We start from the raw sequence: 6,000 nt of genomic DNA on the forward strand, positions 1-6,000 counted from the left end.
CATACCGCTGCACTCGACTTCGTACCCACGACAGGTGCGAATCGCACTCGAGACCTCCAGGGGAGATACATCTGTGGAATTGCTTTCAGGCGCGGACATGATCGCCCGCTTCCTCCAGGATGAGGGCGTGGAATACATCTACGGCTATCCGGGCGGCGCCGCACTACACATCTACGATGCCTTGTTCCGTCAGGACAAGGTCAAGCACATCCTGGTTCGCCACGAGCAGGCCGCGACCCACGCCGCCGACGGCTATGCACGGGCGTCCGGCAAGCCCGGGGTGGTACTGGTCACCTCGGGGCCGGGGGCCACCAATGCGGTGACCGGCATCGCCACTGCCTATATGGACTCGATCCCGATGGTCGTGCTCTGTGGTCAGGTGATGAGCCATCTGATCGGTGACGATGCCTTCCAGGAGACCGATATCGTCGGTGTCACCCGGCCGATCGTGAAGCACAGCTTCTCGATCAAGCACCCGAGCGAGATTCCCGAGGTGCTCAAGAAGGCCTTCTATCTCGCTGCCACCGGGCGTCCCGGTCCGGTGCTGGTGGATATACCCAAGGACATGACGGCGCCCACCGAGCGCTACGAGTACGTCTATCCGAAGAAGGTCAAGATCCGCTCGTACAACCCGGTCAGTCGAGGCCATACCGGACAGATCAAGAAGGCCGTCGAGCTGATGCTCAAGGCCCGTCGTCCGGTGTTCTACACCGGTGGTGGCGTGGTCCAGGGGCGTGCTTGCGAGGGGCTGACCGATCTGGTCAAGCAGCTCGGCTTTCCGATCACCACCACCTTGATGGGCATCGGGGCTTACCCCCAGAGCGACGATCAGTGCCTGGGCTGGCTCGGCATGCACGGCTCCTATGAGTCCAACATGGCGATGCATCACGCCGACCTGGTGATCGCCATCGGCGCGCGTTTCGACGATCGTGTGACCAACAATACCTCGAAGTTCTGCCCCACGGCCAAGATCATCCACGTGGATATCGACCCCAGCTCGGTGTCCAAGACGGTGCGCGCAGACGTGCCCATCGTTGGACCTGCGGCCAGCGTGATCAACGAAATGATCAGCCTGGTGCAGGGCCATGAGATCGCCAATCCCGACGCGCTCAAGGACTGGTGGAAGACCATCGACGAGTGGCGCGACGAGCGCAAGGGCAAGCTCTACGAGCCGTCCAGGCCCGGCGAGGTGCTCAAGCCGCAGGAGGTGATCGAGGCCATCTGCCGGGTGACTCGTGGCGAGGCGTACGTCACCACCGACGTGGGTCAGCACCAGATGTTCGCAGCCCAGTACTACAAGTTCGACAAGCCTAATCGGCTGATCACCTCCGGTGGACTCGGCACCATGGGCTTCGGTTTTCCCGCGGCCATGGGCGTCAAGCAGAACTTCCCCGATGAGGAGGTGGTCTGCGTGACCGGCGAAGGCAGCTTCCAGATGATGATGCAGGAACTCTCCACCTGTAAGCAGTTCGGTGGTGGGGTCAAGATCATCAATCTCAACAACGGCTCGCTGGGCATGGTGCGCCAGTGGCAGGACCTCAACTACAAGTCCCGCCATGCTCACTCCTACATGGAGTCGCTGCCGGACTTCCAGATGCTGATCGAGGCCTACGGTTTCACCGCGCTCAGGGTCGAGAAGAAAGAGGATCTGGAAGAGGCGCTGGCGCGTACCTTCGCCGACACCCATGAGCTGGTGTTCCTCGACGTCGCGGTGGACCCGCACGAGCACGTCTATCCGATGCAGGTGCCTCTGGGCTCCATGCGTGACATGCTGCTTTCCAAGACGGAGCGGACCTGATGCGACATATCATCTCGATTCTGATGGAAAACGAACCGGGTGCGCTGTCGCGGGTCGTGGGGCTGTTCTCCCAGCGCAACTTCAACATCGAAACCCTCAACGTGGCGCCCACCGATGACCCGACCCTGTCGCGTCTGACCGTGACCACCGTCGGGGACGACCGGGTGATCGAGCAGATCACCAAGCACCTCAACAAGTTGATCGACGTGGTCAAGCTGGTGGATCTCACCGAAGGCAACCATATCGAGCGTGAGTTGATGCTGGTGAAGGTCAAGGCGCTGGGCGCTGCCCGCGATGAGGTCAAGCGCACGGTAGACATCTTCCGTGCCCAGATCGTCGACGTCACCCCGAGTCTGTACACCGTGCAGATCACTGGCGATGCCGAGAAGCTCGACGCCTTCCTGCAGGCGATGGGCCCCGTGGGCATTCTCGAAGTAGCGCGCACCGGCGTCTCGGGTATCGCCCGTGGTGACAAGGTGCTGAGCCTCTAGCAAGCCGTTGGCCCTGGTGGGCAGCCGGTGAACCTGTTACGCCGCCTCTCGGGGCGGCGTTTTCGTGCCCGGCCTCAACGCTCCACGACTTCCTGCCACAGGGCATCGATCAACGGGCTCTTCAGGCGCCGCTCCAGCACACAGAGGCCCACGTCGTAGTGCGGCAGTTCCGGCTTGACCGGGAGTATTCTCACGCGTTCGGCCAGCGGGCTCGCCTCCAGCACGATGCGTGGCACCACACCGATGCCGAAGCCGAGTCCGACCATACTGACGATGGCTTCGTGGCCGGCTACCTGGGCGTAGATGGTCGGGGTCACGCCCAGCGCCTTGAACCAGGTGTCGGCCAGTTCCCGTGATAGCCCTGCCTCCGACAGGATCATTGGCACCCCTTGCCACTGTGTCTGGCTCGGGCTCATCGGTTGCTGTGGCACCCACGGTCGTTGCTCTTGTGGGGCGATGAACACCAGTGCCGAGCGGGTCAGCGACTTGAAGGCGAGACCATCGGGCAGGCGGCGCGGGCGTGAGGTAATGGCCATGTCTTCGTCGCCGGCCAGCACTCGCTGGATGGCTCGGGCTGGGTCGCCGGTGTGCAGCTTGAGCTCGATGGCGGGATAGCGCTGGCGGAAGTCGGCCAGCAGGCTGTAGAGAAAGCTGTAGCTCGCGGTCACCGAGCAGTAGATGCTGATTTCACCACTGAGGCGCTTGGCCTCGCTCTGCAACGACAGGCGGACCTGTTCCCACTCTTCCAGGGCTTCCTTGGCATAGCGCTGGAAGCGCTTTCCCTGGGGGGTCAGCACCACGTGGCGATTGTCACGGTTGAACAGCACCACGCCGAGCTGTTGTTCCAGTTGGCGAATGGAGCGGCTCAGGGTCGATGGGCTCACGTGGCAGGCCTCGCTGGCACGGCCGAAGTGCAATGAATCGGCCAGCATCAGAAAGTGCTTCAGGGGGCGGAAGTCCATGGGGAGTCCTGACCTGTAATTGCATATCTTGGCACGTAGTATTGCAAATATAGCGTTTTACGCAATACGGGCGCTGGCGTAAGGTGGGATGCATCGACGGAGGGCGAGCCCCCTCGTCTGCCCAGCGCCGCACAAGACGGCGCGGGTGGCCATCAACGCTGAACGCAACACGACACAGACAAGATCTCTTCTATCGCCGAGCAGGCACTCGTTTTCAGGAGCACCAGATGCGCGTTTATTACGACAAGGACTGCGATCTTCAGCTGATCCAGAACAAGCAGGTCACCATCGTCGGCTACGGCTCCCAGGGCCACGCCCACGCCAACAACCTGAAGGAATCCGGCGTCAGCGTCACCGTCGCGCTTCGCCCGGGTTCTTCTTCCGCCGCCAAGGCGGAGGCCGCCGGCCTGAAGGTGGCCTCTGTGGCCGAGGCTTGCCAGTCCGCCGACGTCGTCATGGTGCTGGCGCCGGACGAGAACCAGAAGGCCATCTACGAGCAGGAAATCGAGCCGAACCTCAAGGAAGGCGCTACCCTGGCCTTCGCCCACGGCTTCAACATCCACTACAACCAGATCGAGCCGCGCAAGGATCTGGACGTGGTGATGATCGCCCCCAAGGCGCCGGGCCACACTGTGCGTTCCGAATTCGCCCGTGGCGGCGGTATTCCTGACCTGATCGCCATCCACCAGGATGCCACCGGCCAGGCCAAGGAGCTCTGCCTGTCCTACGCCGCCGCCATCGGTGGTGGCCGCAGCGGCATCATCGAGACCACCTTCAAGGACGAGACCGAAACCGACCTGTTCGGTGAGCAGGCTGTCCTGTGTGGTGGCGCTGTCGAACTGGTCAAGGCCGGCTTCGAGACCCTGACAGAAGCGGGCTACGCCCCCGAAATGGCCTACTTCGAGTGTCTCCACGAGCTCAAGCTGATCGTTGACCTGATGTACGAAGGCGGCATCGCCAACATGAACTACTCCATCTCCAACAATGCGGAGTATGGCGAGTACGTGACCGGCCCTGAGGTCATCAACGACGAGTCGCGTGCCGCCATGCGCAACGCCCTCAAGCGTATCCAGACCGGCGAGTACGCCAAGATGTTCATCAACGAGGGCAACAGCAACTACCCCTCGATGACCGCACGTCGTCGCCTGAACGCCGAGCACGAGATCGAGCAGGTCGGTGAGAAGCTCCGTGGCATGATGCCCTGGATCGCCGCCAACCAGCTGGTCGACAAATCCAAGAACTGATTGGTTCCTGGTAACCCATCGTCGGGCTTGCCCGCCGATGGGGACAGAAACGGGGGAGGAGCACACTCAGTGCTCCTCCCCCGTTGCGTCATGGGTGAACGACTGAGTGGTCATGGTGCTGCCGCATGAATCCTGCGCTGTGCCTTGCGTTTGGCCCGCAGGTGCCCGAGGCTGGGGGAGAGGGCGGCTGCCGCGAGGTTGGCGGTAACGGCCGGCCGGTCGTGTAGAATGATCCCATACTCGAAGCCAATGGATGACAGAGATGAGCGAAGACGCAGGCAAGCGTGAGCAGGAACCACGAGAGCCCCAGGATGAAGATCTGGCCAGCGCCTTCATGCGGGAATCCGAAGTCGTGGAAGAAGCGGTCGAGGACGGCAAGAAGGTGCGACGGCGGGGGATCTACCTGTTGCCGAACCTGTTCACCACCTCGGCGCTGTTTTCGGGATTCTTCGCCGTTGTCGCCGCCCTCAATGGCGATTTCACCGCCGCTTCGGTGGCCATCTTCATCGCCATGGTGCTCGATGGCCTCGACGGCCGGGTAGCCAGGCTGACCAATACACAAAGCGAGTTTGGCGCCGAATATGACAGCCTTGCTGACATGATCTCCTTTGGCATGGCGCCGGGGCTTGTCGCCTTTACCTGGATCCTGCAGGACATCGGCAAGACCGGATGGGTGGTGGCGTTCCTGTACGTGGCCTGTGCGGCGCTTCGCCTGGCGCGGTTCAACGTGCAGATCGGCAGCGTCGACAAGAAGTGGTTCATCGGCTTGCCCAGCCCGTCGGCGGCGGCGCTGGTGGCGGCCAGTGTGTGGACGTTCCACAGCTTCGACGCCACCGCTCTTGGCTTCAAGCTGTTGATGCTGCTGGTGGTGGGGGCGGCTGGCATTTTGATGGTCAGCAACATTCGCTACTACAGCTTCAAGGATGTCGATCTCAAGGGGCCGGTGCCCTTTGTGGCCCTGCTGGCCATCGTGCTGGGATTTGTCGTGATCTCGATCGAGCCGTCGGTCATGCTGTTGCTGCTGTTCGGTACCTATGTGGCGTCCGGTCCGACGATGGCGCTGATGCGCAAGCTCAAGACCTAGCCCAGGATCATCTTGCGGTAACAATAGAGGCCGATGTGAGCAGCAAGCCCAACGCTTCGTTATACTGACGACCGACAGGAACGCCCGCCTAGCGCGGGCGTTCCTGTTCTTGTATGAGTGCCGAAAGCGCCTTCTGGGGCAGTCTGTGCATTCATCCACAGGGGGTTCCATAGAGCGGTGTGGGCAAGATGGTGCCGCTGTTGGATCGACACTGCTCGATGATCTGGCATTTTTTTACGAAAAGCGCTTGCCAAGGCCGGAAGTGATGCGTAAAGTACGCATCCGCTGCCGGCGACGAGCAAACGTCACAGGCGGTGAAGGGTGGTAAAGTGATTGTTTTGAAAAGGCTTTTTCAAGTCTTCGAAAAATTCTCCACTTGACGGGCAACGAGAAATCGGTAAAATGCTCGCCACTCGATCGG

The 6,000-nt window shown here is 61.6% G+C and carries 6 protein-coding genes; 4 read left to right on the forward strand and 2 right to left on the reverse strand.

Going from position 1 to position 6,000, the window contains the following annotated elements:
• Positions 1–73: 73 nt before the first annotated feature.
• Both C6W88_RS18565 and ilvN read left to right on the forward strand, forming a co-directional pair.
• Entirely contained in the window at positions 74–1,798 is a 1,725-nt protein-coding gene (locus C6W88_RS18565; RefSeq protein WP_045994255.1) for an acetolactate synthase 3 large subunit, read from the forward strand.
• Positions 1,798–2,289, forward strand: coding sequence for an acetolactate synthase small subunit (gene ilvN / locus C6W88_RS18570; protein ID WP_045994256.1), 492 nt, complete (start codon positions 1,798–1,800; stop codon positions 2,287–2,289). Before C6W88_RS18565 ends, ilvN begins: the two co-directional genes overlap by 1 nt.
• A 74-nt stretch (positions 2,290–2,363) precedes the next feature.
• Here ilvN and ilvY read toward each other — a convergent pair whose 3' ends face one another.
• Positions 2,364–3,251, reverse strand: coding sequence for an HTH-type transcriptional activator IlvY (gene ilvY, locus C6W88_RS18575; RefSeq protein WP_045994257.1), 888 nt, complete (start codon positions 3,249–3,251; stop codon positions 2,364–2,366).
• Between the two features lie 83 nt (positions 3,252–3,334).
• Here ilvY and ilvC point away from each other — a divergent pair, with 83 nt between their 5' ends.
• The gene (ilvC, locus tag C6W88_RS18580) at positions 3,335–4,495 is read left to right on the forward strand and encodes a ketol-acid reductoisomerase (RefSeq protein WP_258184008.1); all 1,161 of its coding nucleotides are present in this window, start codon (positions 3,335–3,337) and stop codon (positions 4,493–4,495) included.
• 262 nt (positions 4,496–4,757) lie between these two features.
• Positions 4,758–5,579 (forward strand): CDP-diacylglycerol--serine O-phosphatidyltransferase, encoded by an 822-nt coding sequence (pssA, locus tag C6W88_RS18585; RefSeq protein ID WP_045994259.1) that lies wholly within the window; start codon positions 4,758–4,760, stop codon positions 5,577–5,579.
• Between the two features lie 234 nt (positions 5,580–5,813).
• Here the strand turns inward: pssA and C6W88_RS21930 are convergent.
• The coding region (locus C6W88_RS21930; protein ID WP_231498702.1) for a hypothetical protein at positions 5,814–6,000 on the reverse strand (187 nt) is incomplete at its 5' end.

This window comes from Halomonas litopenaei, assembly GCF_003045775.1.
Classification (GTDB): Bacteria; Pseudomonadota; Gammaproteobacteria; order Pseudomonadales; family Halomonadaceae; genus Halomonas; species Halomonas litopenaei.